The sequence below is a fragment of the Paraburkholderia agricolaris genome, assembly GCF_009455635.1.
GTDB lineage: Bacteria > Pseudomonadota > Gammaproteobacteria > Burkholderiales > Burkholderiaceae > Paraburkholderia > Paraburkholderia agricolaris.
This window is the reverse complement of the sequence record NZ_QPER01000002.1, coordinates 1,040,823-1,059,162: the sequence shown is the minus strand read 5'-3', so window position 1 is coordinate 1,059,162 and position 18,340 is coordinate 1,040,823. Positions and strand designations below refer to the sequence as shown.

General features: G+C 61.7%; 16 protein-coding genes. 9 read left to right on the top strand and 7 right to left on the bottom strand.

The window, feature by feature from the left end; genetic code table 11:
• Position 1 precedes the first annotated feature (1 nt).
• Both aguB and GH665_RS26165 read right to left on the bottom strand, forming a co-directional pair.
• Positions 2–916, bottom strand: coding sequence for an N-carbamoylputrescine amidase (aguB, locus tag GH665_RS26170; protein ID WP_153140169.1), 915 nt, complete (start codon positions 914–916; stop codon positions 2–4).
• Between the two features lie 32 nt (positions 917–948).
• Complete coding sequence (locus GH665_RS26165) at positions 949–2,013, bottom strand: agmatine deiminase family protein (RefSeq protein ID WP_153140168.1); 1,065 nt, start codon at positions 2,011–2,013, stop codon at positions 949–951.
• Positions 2,014–2,115: 102 nt separating this feature from the next.
• Between GH665_RS26165 and GH665_RS26160 the strand changes: the two genes are divergently transcribed.
• Positions 2,116–3,018, top strand: a complete 903-nt coding sequence (locus GH665_RS26160) for a LysR family transcriptional regulator (protein WP_153140167.1) — start codon at positions 2,116–2,118, stop codon at positions 3,016–3,018.
• Between the two features lie 43 nt (positions 3,019–3,061).
• Here GH665_RS26160 and GH665_RS26155 read toward each other — a convergent pair whose 3' ends face one another.
• Entirely contained in the window at positions 3,062–4,630 is a 1,569-nt protein-coding gene (locus GH665_RS26155) for a DUF3138 family protein (RefSeq protein ID WP_153140166.1), read from the bottom strand.
• A 259-nt stretch (positions 4,631–4,889) separates the two neighbouring features.
• Complete coding sequence (locus tag GH665_RS26150) at positions 4,890–6,011, bottom strand: polyamine ABC transporter substrate-binding protein (RefSeq protein ID WP_153140165.1); 1,122 nt, start codon at positions 6,009–6,011, stop codon at positions 4,890–4,892.
• Positions 6,012–6,704: 693 nt separating this feature from the next.
• Between GH665_RS26150 and GH665_RS26145 the strand changes: the two genes are divergently transcribed.
• Positions 6,705–8,726: a hypothetical protein gene (locus tag GH665_RS26145; RefSeq protein WP_153140164.1), complete on the top strand. Its 2,022-nt coding sequence runs from the start codon at positions 6,705–6,707 to the stop codon at positions 8,724–8,726.
• A gap of 127 nt (positions 8,727–8,853) precedes the next feature.
• Here the strand turns inward: GH665_RS26145 and GH665_RS26140 are convergent, their stop codons facing one another.
• Positions 8,854–9,732 (bottom strand): IclR family transcriptional regulator, encoded by an 879-nt coding sequence (locus GH665_RS26140; RefSeq protein WP_153140163.1) that lies wholly within the window; start codon positions 9,730–9,732, stop codon positions 8,854–8,856.
• Between the two features lie 303 nt (positions 9,733–10,035).
• Here GH665_RS26140 and GH665_RS26135 point away from each other — a divergent pair, with 303 nt between their 5' ends.
• From GH665_RS26135 to GH665_RS26105, 7 genes are all read left to right on the top strand, one after another.
• Positions 10,036–11,127 (top strand): ABC transporter ATP-binding protein, encoded by a 1,092-nt coding sequence (locus GH665_RS26135; RefSeq protein ID WP_153140162.1) that lies wholly within the window; start codon positions 10,036–10,038, stop codon positions 11,125–11,127.
• Positions 11,120–12,034 (top strand): ABC transporter permease, encoded by a 915-nt coding sequence (locus tag GH665_RS26130; RefSeq protein WP_153140161.1) that lies wholly within the window; start codon positions 11,120–11,122, stop codon positions 12,032–12,034. Before GH665_RS26135 ends, GH665_RS26130 begins: the two co-directional genes overlap by 8 nt.
• 16 nt (positions 12,035–12,050) lie before the next feature.
• Positions 12,051–12,845 carry an ABC transporter permease gene (locus GH665_RS26125; RefSeq protein WP_106352325.1) on the top strand — a complete coding sequence of 265 codons (795 nt, stop codon included), beginning with the start codon at positions 12,051–12,053 and terminating at the stop codon, positions 12,843–12,845.
• On the top strand, positions 12,845–13,255 hold the full coding sequence (locus tag GH665_RS26120) for a (2Fe-2S)-binding protein (RefSeq protein WP_425496055.1): 411 nt from the start codon (positions 12,845–12,847) through the stop codon (positions 13,253–13,255). The genes GH665_RS26125 and GH665_RS26120 overlap by 1 nt, the downstream gene beginning before the upstream one ends.
• On the top strand, positions 13,252–14,685 hold the full coding sequence (locus GH665_RS26115) for an FAD/NAD(P)-dependent oxidoreductase (RefSeq protein WP_153140160.1): 1,434 nt from the start codon (positions 13,252–13,254) through the stop codon (positions 14,683–14,685). The genes GH665_RS26120 and GH665_RS26115 overlap by 4 nt, the downstream gene beginning before the upstream one ends.
• Positions 14,678–15,805 (top strand): NAD(P)/FAD-dependent oxidoreductase, encoded by a 1,128-nt coding sequence (locus tag GH665_RS26110; protein ID WP_153140159.1) that lies wholly within the window; start codon positions 14,678–14,680, stop codon positions 15,803–15,805. Before GH665_RS26115 ends, GH665_RS26110 begins: the two co-directional genes overlap by 8 nt.
• A gap of 100 nt (positions 15,806–15,905) precedes the next feature.
• Positions 15,906–16,952: an ABC transporter substrate-binding protein gene (locus GH665_RS26105; protein ID WP_153140158.1), complete on the top strand. Its 1,047-nt coding sequence runs from the start codon at positions 15,906–15,908 to the stop codon at positions 16,950–16,952.
• Here the strand turns inward: GH665_RS26105 and GH665_RS26100 are convergent, their stop codons facing one another.
• A complete protein-coding gene (locus tag GH665_RS26100) occupies positions 16,953–17,252 on the bottom strand; it encodes a hypothetical protein (RefSeq protein ID WP_153140157.1) in 300 nt (99 codons plus the stop codon).
• Positions 17,253–17,311: 59 nt separating this feature from the next.
• The gene (gene panE / locus GH665_RS26095; protein WP_153140156.1) at positions 17,312–18,247 is read right to left on the bottom strand and encodes a 2-dehydropantoate 2-reductase; all 936 of its coding nucleotides are present in this window, start codon (positions 18,245–18,247) and stop codon (positions 17,312–17,314) included.
• Positions 18,248–18,340 lie beyond the last annotated feature (93 nt).

Here is an 18,340-nt window from a genome sequence, read left to right as displayed (position 1 = left end):
CCTAGCGGTAGCATGAAGAAACGCCGTCGCTGGTCAGCAGCGTACGATACATTTCCGGGCGGCGATCGCGGAAAAATCCCCAGGACTGCCGGTCTTCCCGAATAGCGTTCAGATCGAACGTGTGCAGAAGAATGGTTTCGTCCGTGCGATTGGCCTCAGCGAGTTTTTCGCCCGTGTGATCCGCAATGAAACTGGACCCGTAGAACACGCCGGCGAGCCCTTGCTGCTGCGGATTACCGTTGCCGAAGCCGACTTCACGGCCAATCCGGTTAGCCGCCACCACCGGCACCATATTGGCCGCCGCGTGGCCTTGCATCGTGCGTTGCCAGTGGCCCGCCGAGTCGAAATCGCCGCTGAACGGCTCAGACCCGATGATGGTCGGAAAGCACAGGATTTCCGCGCCCATCAACGCAAGACTGCGGGCCGTCTCGGGATACCACTGATCCCAGCAGATGCCGATGCCGATCCTGCCGAAGCGGGTGTCCCACACCTTGAAGCCGGTATCGCCCGGCGTGAAATAGAATTTCTCCGTATAACCCGGGCCGTCCGGAATATGCGTCTTGCGATACACGCCGAGCACGGTGCCGTCGGCATCGGCTACGGCAACCGAGTTGTAGGCGGCATTACCGGCCCGCTCGAAAAATCCGATGGGCAACACAATACCCAGTTCGCCGGCAAGTTTCGCGAAACGGGCAATCCGCGGATTGCCCGCGAACGGTTCGGCCAGTTCCAGATGCCTCACGTTCTGATCCAGACAGAAGTACGGCATCATGAAAAGCTCGGGGCACAACACAAGGTTGGCACCCTGCTTTGCGGCCTCACGGATCAAGCGTTCCGCGATGGCCATATTGTCTTCAAAGGTCCAGCTGCCGGATGCCATTTGCACCGACGCTACGGTGATGTTTCGCGACGACATGTGAAGGTTCCTTCGATCGGATCCGTTCTGGATCAGTTAGCGATGACGCCGGTGGTGACGTTAGGGGTAACAGCCGGCTGCTGCTGCGTCGAACAATGAATGCTGCCGCCGCCGATCGACAAGGTGGGAATCGGCAGCAACTCCACGCGCCGCTCCGGAAACGCCTGCGCGAAGACCTCGCGTGCGGCCTGGTCCTGCTCCACGCCAAATGCGGTCGAAATCACCGCGCCGTTGACCAGAATGTAGTTCGCGTAGCAATCGCAGTAGCGCTCGGAGCCGTAGCGTTCGCTGACAATCGGCGAGGGCAGATCGATCAGTTCGAAGCGGCGCCCGGCAGCATCGGTGGCCAACTCCAGTGCCCGGCGATTCTCGCGCATCACATGAAAGTAATCGCCCTGCACCGGACTCGCGCTCTGGCACAGCATCTTTCCGGGCGCAATGAACGACGCAATACCGTCCACATGCCCATTGGTCTCCACTTCGTCGGGATTGCCAGGCAACCAGATAATCTTCTCCACCCCCAGCATGCGCCTGAGTTCGGTCTCGATTTCAGCACGGTTCATGTGCGGATTGCGGTTCGGATGCAACAGGCAGCTTTCCGTGGTGATCAGCGTACCCCGCCCGTCCACGTAAAAGGCGCCGCCTTCCAGCACCATGTGCGAGTTGAAAATCTGCGCCCCGGCCGCGCGGGCGATATCCTGCCCCACTTGCTGGCAACCGTCGTAAGGCTGGTATTTCTCACCCCAGCAATTGAAGCGAAACGCGGCGGCGCCCAAGCGGCCACGCTCGCCCACCAGAAAAATCGGCCCGCAGTCGCGCAGCCAGTTATCTTCCGCGGCAACGCCCAGCACCTCGACGCCACGGCCGAGCAACTCGCGTGCGGCATCCGCCTGGCTGTGATGGGCGCTCACCACGCAACGCTGGTAGCGGGCAACGGTCTGCGCGACCAGTGCAAACTCCCGGCAGACCCGCAGATAGTGGTCTCCCCACAGCTCTTCGCGGCCCTCCAGAATCGGCCATCCCAACCAGGTGGTGTCCATCTTTTCCCATTCAGCAGGCATCCGGTAGCCGTATTGGCGAGCGTCAAAGCGACTCATTCCTCTATCTCCGTCGTTAGGTGGTGAGCCATTGTGATACGGGTTACACTTGATGAAAAATGATGTTTATTGGCCAAATCAATCAACTTTTCTCATACCTCCATGCAACGTGTCCCCTCCCTGAAGTTGCTGATGGGCTTCGAAGCCGCCGCGCGACTGGGCAATTTCTCCCGCGCGGCCGACGAACTGCACCTGTCGCAATCCGCTATCAGCCACCAGATCCAGCAACTCGAGGAGCAACTTGGACAACCGCTGTTCCGCAGAATCGGCCGCGGCGTGGAATTGACGGTCGCCGGCGAGGTGCTGCAGCGAAGCGTGCAGCGCTCGATGGAAACGCTGCGCAGCGGGCTCGGGCGCATCGCCACCTATCTCGACCCCGGGCTGGTCGTGCTGGTGTGTCCCGCGCCCTTGCTGCACGGCTGGCTGCAGCCGCGCCTCGACCAGTTGCAGCAGGTGCTCCCCGATCTATGCCCGCTGCTCTCCACCGACGAAAGCGCGCGCTATGTCGATGAGATCGACGTCGATATGACAATCGGCGCGCGGCCGATGCAACAGGCCGGCCTGGCGGAAATACCGTTTCTGCAGGACGAATGGGTGACCGTGTGCGCAACGGAACTGGCGGCTAAGCTCGAGCGCGTGCCGCGCACCAAACATCATTTGCATACAGGCCTAATCTGCCTGGAAGAGAACCTGACCAGCGAGAGCACCGGGCCGATTTTCCGCGGGCAACTGTCGGCCTATCGCATGAGCGCGATCTATGACGATCAGCGCCTGGTGCTGGACGCGGTGTTGCGTGGGCGAGGCATTGCCTGCCTGTCCCGGCTGGTGGCGCAAGGCAGCATCGATCAGGGCGTCTTGACCATCCTCGCCGACTACCCGCGTTTGCCGGGTCTGACGTGGTGGCTCTCGCGTGTGGCCGGGCCGTCGCGCTCACCCATTGTCGAGCAGATGTTCGAATGGCTGCTCGCACAGGGTAAAGAAGCCGAGGCCTCAAAAAAGCCGTGACGCCATCCACGCGGGAGCGTGGATGATGTCACGGCATGCCGTACTAGAACGAATAAATGAACTGCGTGGCGAGCAGATCGTTGGTACTGCTATAAGAACCGTCGTTGCGTAGGAACACCTTGTTATTGGCCCAGTCGTGCCGGTACTCGACCTTCACCGTAATCTGTGCGGTCGGAAAAAACAGCAGATCGAGCGCGACGTCCTGACGATTCGAACCCTTGCACTGCAGGCCCGAACCACCGCTTGCCTGCGCATTGGCGAAGCAGTCCGCGCTGATGCCGAAGCCATTGTATGGATCGCGGCCCTGGCCATTCAGCGCAATGCCACCGCCACCACCGCCATTCTTGCTGTCGGCGAGGAAGTCGTAGCGCAGCGTCGCGCCCATCCGGCCGATGCCCGGCACGCTGAACTTGCGATGCGCGAGCAGCGAGACGCCATACCATTGCGCCTGGCCGCCGTTGAACGCGGCGTTCTGCTGCTGGCCATAGTCGAGTTCGACGTTGTACTGGACATCGGCGAGCAGGTAGGTCAGGTCGGCTTCCGAGAAGAAAAACATGCCGAAACCGCTGGGCGCCTGGCCGCCCACGCCGTAACTCACAGCACCCGTCGTCGGGTTGATAGCGCTCGGCAAGGTTTGCCGGCCAATGTTGAACGACGCCCCGATATCGAGCGCGCTGGACCACGTATAGTCCGTGCGCGCTGTGAAGGTCGGTACCTTGTTGCTGGTCGTGACCGGATCGCCCAGCGCATTCGTGCCGGTCTGCGTGATGGCGCCATTGGTCCGGTACTGTTCATTGCCGAGCAGGAACTTCCAGGCCCAATCTCCCTTCGAGTAGTTCGCGCCGAGACCGATATAGCTGCCCGGATCGGAGAAGTCATACAGCAGATTGTGAGTCAGCGTGAGCATCTGATTCGACTGCTGCACTTCATAGCCGCCGAAGCTCGACATCAGTCCCGCGACGAAGGTCGTCGTGCCCGACAGCGGCACGCTGACGACCGCCGTATTCAGAATGTCGTTGCCGATCTGGCCATGCTCGTTCTGCAACAATGTGATGCCATTGCCGCGATTGGGCATCAGGGTGATTTCGGCCGACGGCGCCATTGGCCCGACGCCGAAGGTCTTCCTGATGTCGAGGTATAGATCGCCGAACGTGCTGTTGAAGTAGCCGCCGGTGCTTTCATGGTTCGCGAACAGGAACGAAGAACTACCTTGCGCGCGGTTGTACACGTAGGTCGGATCGATATAACCCGTGACCGAGAGACCGGCAATCGGTCCCGTATTCGCGGCGTCTTCGAGCGAGTTCACCTTCAACTGCTGAATGGCAAGCTGCTGCTTCATGGACGTGACGTCGTCGTTGGTTAGCGTCGCCCGCGCGTTACCATAAGCGGATGATGAAACATCGACCGGTGAGGCCGCAGGCTCGGCGGCTGCCGACTGCGTTGCCAACTGAGTTGCGGGTTTTGCCGGGGACTGTGTCTGCAATCGCCTCACTTCCTTTTGCAGCGCGTCGAGCTGTGCCTGCAGTGCCCGGATCTGCCCAGTCGTGGTGTCTGCCAGCGCGACGCCGGGCAGACAGCCCGCCACCAGCAGACCAATCAGTTTCTTTCTCACACGAAGTCTCCTCGTTTGTTGTATTGCGATTAATCTGTCCATGCTCAGGCCTCGCGAGCCTGCCTCGCACGGGACGCACCCACGAGCGTTCCCACGCGAGGCGCGCGAAGCGGCTCACAAGACATGCAGCGTTCAGGGAAAAGTTGGCCGCGCGTTAGCGGCGCAAGCGGGCTAGCGTCGCGGCGGCTTCAGGCCGCGTGGTGATCGGCAATCGGCGATCGACAGCCGGCGGCCACTGAAACCACGCTATTCGACGCCATCAGCGCCCCGCCTTGAGTTGCGCCCAAAGGCGGTTTTCCAGCCGGACAATGTCAATTGGCAACGGCCTCATCAGGGTCATCTTGCTCAGCACGTCATCGGGGGGATAAACGCTCGGGTCCTGCGACACGACCGGGTTGACCAGCGGCCTGGCGGCACGGTTCGCGCTCGGATAGAACACTTCGTTGGTGATCGCCGCATTGACCTTCGGGTCTTCGATATAGTTGATCCACTTCATGGCGGCTTCGGGATGCGGTGCGTCCTTCGGAATCACCATCATGTCGAACCAGAGCAGACCGCCCTCCTTGACGTTCGAGAAGCGGATCTCGTAGGAACGCTTCGCTTCTGCCGCGCGCCGCCGTGCAATCCCCACGTCGCCGGACCAGCCGATCGCTACGCAGACGTCGTTATTGGCGAGGTCGTTGATATAGCCCGACGAGTTGAACTGGGTGATGTAAGGACGCACCTTCTTCAGCAGATCGAAGGCCGCCTGATAGTCGGCGGGGTTCGAACTGTTAGGGTCCTTGTGCAGATACTGCAGCGCGGTGGCGAATCCGTCGGCGGCCTGGTCGAGAAACGAGACGCCGCAACTCTTCAGCTTCGACACGTTGGCCGGATCGAACACCAGCGCCCAACTGTCGACCGGCGCGTTATCGCCCAGTGCCTTCTTCACTTCCCGTACGTTGTAGCCAATCCCATCGGTGCCGTACGCCCAAGGCACGCCGTATTGCGCGCCAGGATCGGCATCCGCGATCATTTTCATGAGTACCGGATCGAGATTCTTCAGGTTCGGAATTTGCGACTTGTCGAGCTTCTGAAGCATGCCCGCCTGAATTTGCCGCGCCATGTAAAGCGACGACGGCACGACGACGTCGAACCCCGAACTCCCCGCCAGAAGCTTGGCTTGCAGCGTGTCGTCACTGTCGTAGTTGTCGTATCTGACGTGAATACCAGACTCCTTTTCGAAGTTCGGAATCGTGTCCCTGGCGATATAGTCCGACCAGTTATAAACGTTGAGCTCAGTATCGGCCGCCATCGCCGGCGGCGAGCAGGACAGAAACAGTCCGGCGATCGCAGCAAGAGCAGCACCCGCGACCTCATGCTGAAGATGACAAAAGCGCATTGTTATTTCCCTTGAAGATAAGAGATTGGCGTGAGGACAGGCAGGCCGTGGAAGCGGTCTGTTATTTGCTCTCCAATCCTAAATATTTTAATAATCTGAGCACTGAAAAAAATGGACGAAGAACTGTTGCTCGTCCGGCGTTGCGTCTCTCGCGTTGCCGACCGGTGAAGCATTTTCGGTCGAACAATATCTGATGGGAATTGATGTTTATTGCCTGGTTCGATCAATTTCCCTCATGTCTTTGCCGCAGGGGGGAACGGGTTATGAAGCGTAAGCAGATTGTTATCGCAGGTTACGGGCTGTAAGCAGTCCGGATCGACAAGTTATCGAACTGTAAGATGGGATTTCAATCGCGCGGAAAATGCATCGAAAAAATACGCTTCTCTTAAAAACTGAGACGCAATGTCAAATGAGGTAACGGAAGATAAGGCACTGTCGCGCTCAGTAGCGTAGATAACAGCGCGAATAACCGCGCGGAAAAAACGCTAACAAAAAACTAGCAGCCACAACCGGGGGAGTGTTCAGCATGAAGAAGCACGTCAAGCGCCGTCCCAATCTACCCACGCAAGAATTCAACTGCATGACTGCCCGCTGAATCCACTGAAGCGGATTGCGTCCGGTATGCCGTCGACACGAGAGTCGTTTCGCAACAAATGTTAGTGGAGCGCCGTAGTTTCCATTTCAGGAAAAATCATGAACCTCAAAATAACGACACGCCATCACACAAAAACGGGATTAGCGCTGACAGCCGCTGGAGCCTTGACGCTGTCCATACTCGCCGCCTGCGGCGGTGGCTCGACGAGTACAGGTGGCTCACCGGCCACATCGGGTAGCTCGACTGCCACACCAACGGCCATGACCGGCACCGTCGCCATCGGCAATGCGCTGGTAGGCGCCAACGTGCTGGTCATCGATTCGACGGGCAAGAACGCTTCCACAACGAGTGCCGCGAGTGGTAACTACTCGGTGCCGCTGTCGGGACTCACCGCGCCGTTCCTGATCGTCGCGACCGATCCGAGCGGTAACAATGCGCCGCTGTATTCCGTCGTAGCCAGCGTGCCGACCGGCAGCAGCGCCCCGCTGGTCGCCAACGTGACGCCGCTCACCACGGCAGTGACAGCGCAACTGACCACGGACGGCAATCCGCTGGATCTCACGACTCTCGCTACGCTCTCGTCACTGGTGACGCCCGCGAACGTCAGTGCTTCCGTGTCGAAGCTGAACAAGGCCCTGTCGACCCTCCTGACCCAGACGGGCGGTCTCACGGCGGCCGCCGCCAGCAGCTTCGATCCGATCGGCGGCACGTTCACGCCGAATCAGACCGGCGCGGATGCGGTGATCGATTCCGTGACCGTGACACCCTCGCCGACGGGTGGATTGCAACTGGCAAGCATCGCCAGCCCGAACAGCGTGATTGCACTGAACTCCACGGCCGCGGCGGCGAGCACGCCGCTGTCCGCGCCGACAGTTCAGGCGAACTACCTGGCGACGCTGCTTACGCAACTGGGGCAATGCCTGGGCGGGACGACCTCTGCCTGTTCGTCGGCTATCGACGCCTCCTATCTCGAGAACGGCTTTTCCACGTTCCAGAGCTACCACTCCGGTATCAGCGCTGCGGGCTCGACCATCACGGGCGTCAAGACGCTGACGTTCATCCCGGCAGGCACATTCCCGAACGTGAACACGCAGAGCGCGCTCGTGCAGATCTTCTATACCAGCGCGTCGGGCACATCCAACTTTGCGACGACCGTCGTGCAGCAACTGGCGAACGGCAACTGGGACATCATCGGCAACCAGCAGGGTTACAACATCTCGATTACGTCGTTCCTGGCCCAACGGCAGTTCCTCGATACCAGCGACGCGCAGTATGGGCGATATGAATCGGGACTCGGCATCAGCATTCCCGCCGGTGCCGCAGGCACGCCTAACCCGGTGACCCTTGCCTCCGCGTCGGTAACGGGACCGGGCATCAACGCTACCGCCTGGCTCGAGCCGCGCAATGGAGCGGGCAACTCCAGTCTTTCGCTGACGGAACACCTCCTGAGCGCCGCCCCCACCGGCGGCGCCACGACGAACGCCAACACCAGTCTCTATCGCTGGTCATGGCAGGCACTGCCCGGCAACACCGCGACCTATACCCCCGGGTCCAACAACGTCGGCTACTACACGCCCTCGCCCATCAACACGTCGAGCGTGCCGCAGTTCGCGATCTATACGGTCACGTTCTACGACACCAACGGCAACCAGATTGGTCAACCCACGAAGGTCATGAACCCGACTCCCGTGCTCGGCTCGTCTGCCGGCGCCGGGGTCAGCTGGCAAACGCTGTCATCCAGTACACAGAGCGCATTCCTGAATCCGAACGGATCACTGGCAGGCGCGCAGACTTCGGCCAGCCTCTCGTGGTCGAACCTGATCGGCAATGCCAATGCGAACCTGGCGCCGCTGGTGACTGGCGTGCAGATTCAGACGGTGCCTGGCACGGGTGTGACACCCTCGACTGAAGTAGACGGATGGTGGACGGGACCGGTGAGCTTCCAGAGCTCGGGGCAGTACACCGCAACCGTGACAGCAGGCGTTGCCCAGAACGGCGTTCAGCAATGCACGACGGCCTGCCAGTTCCCTGCGTTGCAGGCCGGCGGCTCGCGGCTTGTTCAGTTGAACTGGAGTGCTGCCCAGACCGCTTACTACAACATCTGGAAGTACAACGACTGAGTGCGGCCTTAACGGCACAAAACGGCACGAAACGGCTGATCGCGTAATCGGGTAGCCGTTTCGTCAGTTTGAGAAGGTTTCGAGGCGGTGCCTGATAGCGGGCGCCGCCTTTTTTGTTGCCGGTGCCCTATCCAGCGATGCGCTCGGTGGTCATGGCGCGCGACAAGCCATGCATCGGCCGGCGCAGCGCAACATCGAACGGGTTGGTCTGCGGGCCGATCGCCTCCGCCTGACGGCGCAGCAACTCGACGACCATCGGCAGGCGATCGTCGCCGAGACGCGCGGCCAGGGTGCCGACGCTCAACGCCGCCACTGCCACGCCCGTACGGTCCAGAATCGGCACCGCCACACCCGCCATGCCGTCGAGCACCCCGCTATTGCGGCCCGCGTAACCCAGCTGACGCACGCGTTCGATCTCGGTGCGCAAATACACTTCGTCGAGCACGCCATAGCCACGAATGCGCGGCACGTTAAAACGAATGATCTCTTCACGCTCCGCTTCCGGCAGGAACGCGAGAATCGCCAGACTCCCCTGACCGACACCCAATGCCACGCGCCCGCCGATATCGCCGGTGAACGAGCGAATCGGAAACGGGCCTTCGCAGATGTCGAGACACACCGCGTCGAAACTGCTTTTGACCAGTAGAAAAATCGTGTCGCCGAGACTCGCGCACAAGCGCAGCAACGCCGGACGGCACAGCGTACGCATGCCGCTCGGATTGCCCGCCTGCGCGGCGAGCGCAAAGAAATCGACGCTCAGCCGGTACAGCTTCGAATTTTCGTCCTGTTCGACGATGCCCTCGGCAATCAGCGCATGAAGAATGCGGTGCACCGTGCCTTGCGTCAGCCCCACCGCCTTCGCGAGACGCGTGACGCGGCCACCGTCGGGTTGCGCCTCGGATAGCGCGCGAATCACCGCAAAGGCGCGCTCCAGCATGCCGGGGCCCGGCGCGTTGCCTGTTTCAGCCAGTTCGGAATCGGCATCTCGTTTGGCGGCAGCATTCATCTCCAGCGCTCCGAATTATTTCATTGACCGGAACACTATAGAGGGTTTTATCCCTGAATGGAATCTTCGCCGCACGCCCGTTCCATTTGAGCCTTGTCTTTGTTCATAGGGATTTTCCGGAGATCACGCAGCGGAACAGTTGAAGCCGGTTCTATCAAATACATTCCATACAGCGGAATTTTTTTAAATCTTATATCGGTAAACGGAATTTGAAATTGACGTCATGTAATTTGGCTGGATAGAGTCGGCTTCATCGAGGCAGTAGCCGATTGAACCGGTGTCGATCCATCCAAAGGCCAGATCATGTCGTTCCTCACACTCACGGACGTCGCGAAATCGTTCGGCGAACTACAGGCAGTCGCCGACGTGAACCTGTCGGTTGAAAAAGGCGAGTTCGTTTCGTTGCTCGGGCCGTCCGGCTGCGGCAAGACCACCACCTTGCAGATGATCGCGGGCTTTGTGGAAACGACACACGGGCGCATCACGCTCGACGGCCGCGACATCACGCACATGAAACCGAACCGGCGCGGCCTCGGCATCGTGTTCCAGAGCTATGCGCTGTTTCCGCATATGAGCGTCGCGGACAACGTCGGCTTCGGACTCGAAATGCGCAATGTCGACAAGGCCGAGCGCAAGGAGCGCGTGCGCGAAGCACTGGCGCTCGTGCGGCTCGATACGCTCGCGCACCGCTTTCCGCGCGAACTCTCCGGCGGTCAGCGGCAGCGTGTGGCGATCGCCCGTGCGATCGTGATCGCGCCGCCCGTGCTGCTGCTCGACGAACCGATGTCGAATCTCGACGCCAAGCTGCGCGAAGACATGCAGTTCGAACTGCGCGCGATTCAGCGCAAGATCGGCACGACCACCATCATGGTCACGCACGACCAGTCGGAAGCGCTGTCGATCAGCGACCGCGTGGTGGTGATGGAAGCCGGCCGCATTACGCAGATCGACACGCCATACGAAGCCTACGAGCGGCCGGAAAACAGATTCGTCTCGCAGTTCATCGGCAAGGCGAACATGCTGGCCGGCAAAGTCGTGGCGTGCGACGGCGACGCGATCCGCATCGACCTCGGCCACGATCTCGCCGAAACCGGCCGCACGGCGCAACTGCCTCTGCGCGAGCGCGCAATCGGCGTCGGCGACGCAATCACGCTGTGCATTCGTCCGGAGAAATTGCGCCTGTGCGCGCCGAATACCGGACGCTTGAGCGCCACCGTGACGAGCCGCTTCTTCCTCGGCAGCCAATGGCTGTATCGCGTGGATAGCCGGCTTGGCGAAGTGCTGGTGTGCTGCCAGAACGAAGGCACCGAGCCGCTGCCGGAAGGCGCGGCGGTCGGGGTCGACTGGAACAGCGAGGCGATCCGTTTCATTCAACGGGATGCGCATCATGGCTAGTACGCTGCCCGCCTCGAAGAACAACAGCATGAAGACCGGCAATGCACGCCGCGCGCCGTGGCAGGCATTCCTGCCGTTGTGGCTGATGTGCGCGCCGGCGTTCCTGCTGTTCGCGGCGCTCGTGCTGGTGCCGCTGCTGATGACGCTGGTACTGACCTTCTACCGCTTCGATCCGTCGAGCGGCCCGATTGCGGCATTTCAGTTCGGCAACTACGCGGAAGTACTGAAATCGTCGTATTTCCATACGATCTTTCTGCGCACGTTCGGCATCGCCTTTCTGACCACCCTGCTGTGCATCGTGATCGGCACACCCGAAGCCTATGTGCTGTCACGCATGCGCGATCCGTATCGCTCGATGTTCCTGCTGATCATTCTCGCGCCGCTGCTAGTCTCGGTCGTGGTACGCGCGTTCGGCTGGAGCATGCTGCTCAACAGCAACGGCCTCGTGAATCAGGCATTCGGACTGGTCGGGCTCGGACCGTACAAGCTCGAATACACCACCTTCGCGATCGTCATTGCACTGGTGCACGTGATGCTGCCGTTCATGGTGATTCCGGTGTGGACCGCGTTGCAGAAGCTCGATCCGCAAACGGAGAATGCCGCGCTTTCGCTGATGGCATCGCCCGCCACGACCTTGCGCCGCATCGTGTTGCCGCAACTCACGCCGGGCATTCTGTCGGGCAGCCTGATGGTGTTTGGCCTCTCGGCAAGCGCGTTCGCGATTCCCGGCCTACTCGGCGGACGGCGCCTGAAAGTCGCCGCCACCGCGGTCTATGACGAATTCCTCGGCTCGCTGAACTGGCCGCTCGGCGCAACTATCGCGCTCCTGCTGCTGGTCGCGAATCTGATCGTGATGCTCACTTATTACCGGGTTCTGGAACGCAAGTACGCCAGAAGCCTGGGCTGAACCGCGCGAGATCATCATGAGAAAAAACGGCCCCATTGCGCTGATTTTCCACACGCTGGTGATTGCGTTCGTGCTCGCACCGCTCGTGATCGTGGTGCTGGTCGCCTTCACGCCCGACGAAACGCTCACGCTGCCCACGCACGGTTTCTCGCTGCGCTGGTTCCGCGCCATCCTTGACTACCCGGACTTCATCTCGGCGTTCTTCAATAGCCTGAAGCTGGCATTTGCCTCGGCGACCCTCTCGTTGATCGTCGCGTTGCCCGCGGCGCTCGCGATCGGCCGCGCCCGCTTTCCGGGCCGTGCTTTCCTCAACGGCCTGCTGTTGTCGCCGCTGGTGATTCCCGGCCTCGTGCTCGGCATCGCGCTGCTGCGCTTTTTCGCGCTGATCGGCGCGACCGGCTCGTTCGCGTGGCTCGTGCTCGCGCACATGATCATCATCACGCCCTTCGTGATGCGGCTCGTGCTGGCCTCGGTCAGCGGTCTGGACCGCAGCGTCGAACATGCCGCGCACTCGCTCGGCGCCGACGCATGGACCACCTTTCGCCGCATCACCTTCCCGATGATTCTGCCGGGCATTACCGGTGGCTGGCTGCTCGCGTTCATCAACAGTTTCGATGAACTGACCATGTCGATCTTCGTCACCTCGCCGCAAACCGTCACGCTGCCGGTTCGCATGTACATGTACGCGACCGAATCGATCGATCCGATGATGGCCTCCGTCTCCGCGCTGGTGATCTTCATCACTGCCGGTGCGATGCTGCTGCTCGATCGCGTATATGGGCTCAACCGGATTCTGATCGGCCAGCACTGATGTCTTCTACCGCTCTCTCACCCATGCCGTCGAATTTGCCGTCTTCCGAACCCGCCGTGCCGAAGCGCGATGCGCAATTCGTTCGCGTCGCGGAGACGCAGCGCGAAGCGCTCAGCTTTTTTATCGACGGTCACGAAGCCACCGCCTTGCAAGGCGACACACTGCTCACCGCCGTGCTGATGCAGCAACGCCGCGTGCGCGAAAGCGAATTCAGCGGCGCACCGCGCGCCGGCTTCTGCCTGATCGGCGCTTGCCAGGACTGCTGGATGCGCACCGAAGAAGGGATGCGTTTGCGCGCGTGCTCGACGCTGGTGACGCAAGGCATGCGGGTCGTCACGCGGTTTGCGGGAACGGCCTGCGTGACTGCATCGGCTGCATCGGCAGCGGCTGCGATCGGAGACCCGCAATGAGCAACGATCACCGCGTGGTCATCGTCGGCGCGGGACCGGCAGGCGTGCGCGCCGCCGAAACCCTGGTTGCCGCCGGCATCAAACCCATTGTGCTCGATGAAAATGCCCGTTGGGGCGGCCAGATCTATCGCCAACCACCGGCGAACGGCGCGTTCCAGCGCTCGAAAAAAACGCTCTACGGTTTTGAAGCGCACAAAGCCGACGCGCTGCATACGACAATGGCCGAGCTTCTTCCGCGCCTCGACTATCGCCCCGACACGCTGGCCTGGGCTTGTGAAGCGGGCCGGCTCGATACGCTGCATGCGGGACGGGAAATCAGCGTGCCGTTTTCGCATCTGATCATCGCCAGCGGCGCCACCGATCGCGTACTGCCGGTTCCGGGCTGGACGCTGCCCGGGGTCTACACGCTGGGCGCGGCGCAAGTCGCCCTGAAGGCACAGGGCTGTGCGATCGGACAACGCGTGGTGCTCGCCGGCACCGGGCCGCTGCTCTATCTGGTCGCCTATCAGTACGTGAAAGCCGGCGCACAGGTGGTCGCCGTGCTCGACACGAGTCCGCTGTCGCAGCAGGTTGCCGCGACGCCGAAGCTCGCGCGGCAGCCCGCTACGTTCGCCAAAGGACTTTATTACGTCGCTTGGCTGAAACTGCACGGCGTGCGGATCGAGCGCGACGTCAGCCTCATTGGGATTCGTGGTGAACATGGCGTCAGTGCCATTGAATGGCGCGCCTCAAACGGCCACTCGACGGCCGGCATCATTCCGTGCGACGCCGTCGGCATCAGCTTCGGCCTGAAGCCTGAAACCCAACTCGCCGATCTCGCCGGATGCCGCTTCCGTTTCGATACACACAATCGTTGCTGGCTACCCGAACTCGACCCTGCCGGCCGCAGCACCGTGCGCGGCATCTATCTGGCGGGTGACGGCGCGGGCATTGCCGGTGCCGACGCGGCCGAACTCGCCGGCCGCCGCACGGCGCTGGCGCTGCTCGACGATCTCGGCATCGCCCATCCACGTGGCCAGGGCATGCAAAGCGCAGCCTCCCTCGAACGCAGCCTGCAACGTATCGCTGTGTTTCGCCAGGGTATCGAAGCCGCGTTTGCCCCACCCACGGAATGCGCGGCGCAATGGCCCGACGACATGACCGTATGCCGCTGCGAAGAAATCGATGCGGGCACTTTGCGGCGCTGCATCCGGGGTGGCGAAGCGAACGAGATCAACCGCCTGAAAGCGCTCACGCGAGTCGGCATGGGCCGCTGCCAGGGGCGCATGTGCGGCGAGGCGGCCTTGACGCTGCTGGCGCAGGAAACCGGCAAACCGCTTGACGCCGTAGGCCGCTTACGCAGCCAGCCCCCGGTCAAACCGATTCCACTCTCGCCCGCCCTGTATGCCGAGGGCGTCGTCGACATTCCGGAGGAAGCGCGCGATGAGTGAGCCCTTGCACTACGACGTCGCGATCGCGGGCGGTGGCCTGGTCGGCTCATCGGCGGCGCTGGCGCTGGCGCGGCGCGGTCTTCGCGTGGGCCTGTTCGAGCGGCGTTATTGCGGCGCACAGGCAAGCGGCGTGAACTACGGCGGCGTGCGCGTCCAGGGACGGCCGGCCGAACAGATGCCGCTCGCCATGCGGGCGCGGCGCACCTGGAATCGTTTGCCGGAACTGATCGGCATCGACGGCGAATTCACCGTGTCGGGACATTTACGGCTGGCGCGCAGCGAAGCCGATCTTGCCGCGCTCGAAGCCTGGGCGGAGATGGCGCGCGGCCACGGACTACAGGCGCAGTTGCTCAGCGGCACCGCCTTCCGGCAACGCTATCCATGGCTGGGCGCTGCGGCGATCGGCGGCTCGCTGTGTGCGACCGACGGTCATGCGAATCCGCGCCTCGTGTCGCCGGCATTCGCACGCGCGGCGCGGGCCGCAGGCGCGGACGTGCGCGAGCATACCGAACTGACCGAAATCAGTCACGACGGCACACGCTTCCAGTTACGCGCAGGCGATACACGCATTAGCGCCGACTGGCTGATCAATTCCGCCGGCGCATGGGCGAATGCGGTGGCCGGCTATTTCGGCGAAACCGCGCCGATGAAACCGATCTATCCGAACATGTGGGTCACCGAACCCCTGCCGCTTTTCATCACGCACAACCTCGGCGTGTATGGCGGCGGCATCTACGCACGGCAGGTGGCGCGCGGCAACTGCGTGATCGGCGGCGGACGCGGACAGGGCGACGGCGAATACGGTCAACCGTCGACGGAAACCACCCGCGCCGTGATGCGCGACGCGTGCGCCCTGCTGCCCGGGCTGCGCGAGGCGCTGCTGATCCGCACATGGAGCGGTGTGGAAGGCGAAACGCCCGACAGCAATCCGATCATCGGAGCGAGCCGCACGGTCCCGCGTCTGCTGCATGCGTTCGGTTTTTCGGGTGGTGGATTTTTGCTGGCGCCGGGGGTCGGCGAAATCCTCGCGGATCTCGTGATCGACGGCGCCACGGCCACACCGCTCGACGCTTTTTCGATCGATCGCTTCGCGGCTGTTGCTGCGTCGTCCGTCGCCTAGTTACTGCGTGGTTTGTTGCCTGGTTTGTTGCCTGGTTTGTTGCCTGGTCGTGGTCCGGTCATCGCCCCGTTATTGCTTAGTGAAACTCAGGAGCCTCACAATGAAACTGTTGAAGACGATCGCGGCGCTCGCCGCACTGTGCGCATTCAGTGCCGCCGCGCCGGCATGGTCGGAGACCAAAACCATTTACATCGGCATGAACGGCGGTCCGATGGAAAAGGCCTATACGAGCCAGGTGCTGCCCGACTTCGAGAAAGCCAACAATGTCAAAGTGGTCGTGGTGCCCGGCACTTCGTCGGACATTCTTGCCAAGCTGCTCGCCAACAAGGCCAATCCACAGATCCACGTGGTGTTTCTCGACGATGGCGTGATGGCACGCGCCGTCAGCATGGGCGTGTGCAAGAAGCTCGACGATTCGCCGGTGCTCAAGGAGCTCTACCCGTTCGCGCGCATGAAGGACGATATGGGTGCGGGCGTGCAACTCGGCATGACCGGTATCGCTTACAACAAGAAGCTGTTCGCTGAAAAAGGCTGGGCGCCGCCGACTTCGTGGATGGACTTTGCCGATCCGAAGTACAAGGGCAAAGTGGTATTCCAGTCTGCCTCGAGCAGCACCTTCGGCTTGCACGGCTTTCTGGCGATCAACCGATTGATGGGCGGCAGCGAGCAGAACGTCGAACCGGGCTTCACGAAATGGGCGAGCACGGTCGGCCCGAACGTCGTGGAGTATGTGCCGAACTCGGCGAAAATTTCCGAAATGGTCCAGACCGGCGAAGCGGGTCTGTTCCCGTTAACGCCAACTGCCGTCAGCGATCTGCAGGACAAGGGCATTCCGGTCGGCTATGTGAATCCCAAGGAAGGTCCGGTGTTGCTGCTGGTCGATCTGTGCGTGGTCAACAACAACCCCGATCCGCAACTGGCGCAGAAACTCGCGCAGTTCCTGCTGTCCGCGCCGGCTCAGACAAAAGCCGCCGAGGCCGGCAAGCAGATTCCGACCAACCGCCTCGCGAAGATGACGCCGCCGATGCAGCAAAGCCTCGGCAACGTGGACGATCTGGTGAAGAAAGTGACCGTGGTGGATTGGGACACGATCAATGCGCACCGCGCGCAGTGGGATACGCGCTGGAACAGGCAGATCGAGCGTTAATCAGAAGATCACCGAAATCGCCACGCCCAGCCAGATCGACAGGACGCCCACAAGAAACATGTGCCGTGCAATACGGACGCGGGCGTCGCTGGTTTCCGGTTCGACCGGGCTGGTGGCGACCCACGGCACGAGGCCGAGGCAGCCAAAGCCGATCATCGCGAACAGGAACACAAAGACGTCGGACGCCTGCCACTTCGTCTGATCGTACAGGCCCCAGTAGCCGAGAAAAACAATGCCGATCGAGAAGATCGTCGCCGAAGCGGCACTGAGCGCGGGTACGGATCCAGTTGGACTCGGCATGGCTTTACCTCCGAACGTTAGGCTGCAGTGGCCACCCCGATCGCCCGCGCACCGGTCATTCAGGAGGTACGGGTCTGCCTCGCTTCATACGTCTTCAGATGACTATAGGCGATACGCAGCAGCGACAAGCCGTGCTCGCCCTTCTGCGCGTCGCCACCGCGCGAAATCAGATCGCCGAGAATGTGATCCGCCTCGGTATGCGAGTGGTTCTCGACGTCGCGCAACATCGAAGCCGTCAGCGGCGACGGCGTAAACAGCGTTTGGGTGGCTCTCGCGTCGAAGTCGGGGCCCATCGTGAAGCCGTTGTGTTCCGCGACCCCGCGGCACTCGCCGAGCAGGTTTTCGACGATGCGCTTGCCATCCGGCGCCGCCAGAATATCGCCGACCGAACCGCGCATCAAGCACGTACTGGCCGCCAGTGTGGCCAGGAACACCCACTTTTCCCACATGCGTAGCAGGATGTTGTCGCTGACCACCGCGTCGAAATTCGCGCCGGCCATCGCATCCGCGATCGCCTGGACACGCTCGGACGGGCCGCCGTCCAGCTCGCCGAAGGTGATCGCGTGCGTTTCGTTCAGATGCATGATGTGCTGTTCGGGGTTGAGCGTCGCCGCGATCACGCATTGACCGCCCAGTACGCGTGAGGTACCGAACTTTTCCTTGAGCACGTCGATATGGCGCATGCCGTTGAGCATCGGCAGAATCAGCGTCGATTCGCCGACCAGCGGTGCGAATGAATCGATCGCGTCGTCGAGACTGTAGGCTTTACAGCTCAGCAGCACCAGATCGAACGGTTCCGCGGCAACACCGGCGAGAATCGTCTTGACGTCCGGCAAGGTGAGATTGCCACGCGCGCTGTTGATGACGAGCCCGTCACGGGCGAGTTTTTCCGCCCGGCCCGGACGCACGAGAAAAGTCACGTCCTGGCCCGCCGCCGCGAGACGTCCGCCGAAATAGCCGCCTACGGCACCCGCCCCTACTACTAGAATTCGCATCTTTTGCCTCTTGATAGATTTGGGTCACGCGCATCGGGTCGATCAGCCAGGGCTTTGAGAACCGCGTACGCAGCACGTCTGCAGAAATGTAGC